The organism is Paraburkholderia nodosa (assembly GCF_001718195.1).
GTDB lineage: Bacteria > Pseudomonadota > Gammaproteobacteria > Burkholderiales > Burkholderiaceae > Paraburkholderia > Paraburkholderia nodosa_A.
The window spans coordinates 1-630 of sequence record NZ_MCNV01000081.1; the positions used below are offsets into that span (position 1 = coordinate 1).

Annotated in this window: 1 protein-coding gene and 1 rRNA gene; both read left to right on the forward strand. The window is 51.7% G+C overall.

Features of this window, described 5'->3' with window-relative positions:
• Positions 1 to 256: hypothetical protein (locus BFD71_RS41910; RefSeq protein WP_218108696.1), on the forward strand; the 256-nt coding region annotated here is incomplete at its 5' end.
• Between the two features lie 217 nt (positions 257 to 473).
• Positions 474 to 630 (forward strand): 16S ribosomal RNA (locus tag BFD71_RS38725); the annotation flags it as partial.

Here is a 630-nt window from a genome sequence, read left to right on the forward strand (position 1 = left end):
GTCAAAAAACCGCTTGCAAGATGTCATCTGCGTGACTAGAATTCCGGTCTTTCGCGCTTTCGATGAAGGCGCGGGGAGACGGGAAGCCTGGGGCGAAAGCCTTGTGGTGGCTGGGTCTGCGGGTGATTCGAAGTTGAGCGGCAGGTTGAACGAAGTAAAAAAACCTGTTGACAGATCGCCGGGCAGTCTTCATAATCTCGTTTCTCTGCTGCTGACGCAGCAACGCAGAAAGAAGCCGGTAGTTGAGCAGTTTTAACGGCAACTTCGCGATCGATCTTTAAAAATTTACAGCCGATAAGTGTGGGCGCTTGATGCGGTGGCGACCTGGTCTTGTTCTTCGGAATGAAGCCGGGAGCAGCAAAAGTATCAAGAGTCTCACACTAAAGTAAGTCAGGTTTTTGAATTTATTCAGAACCTGTCAGCTTTGAGTGAGCGACCGGTCTCGAGAGAGACCGAAAACAGTAACAGGTATTGAACTGAAGAGTTTGATCCTGGCTCAGATTGAACGCTGGCGGCATGCCTTACACATGCAAGTCGAACGGCAGCGCGGGAGCAATCCTGGCGGCGAGTGGCGAACGGGTGAGTAATACATCGGAACATGTCCAGTAGTGGGGGATAGCCCGGCGAAAG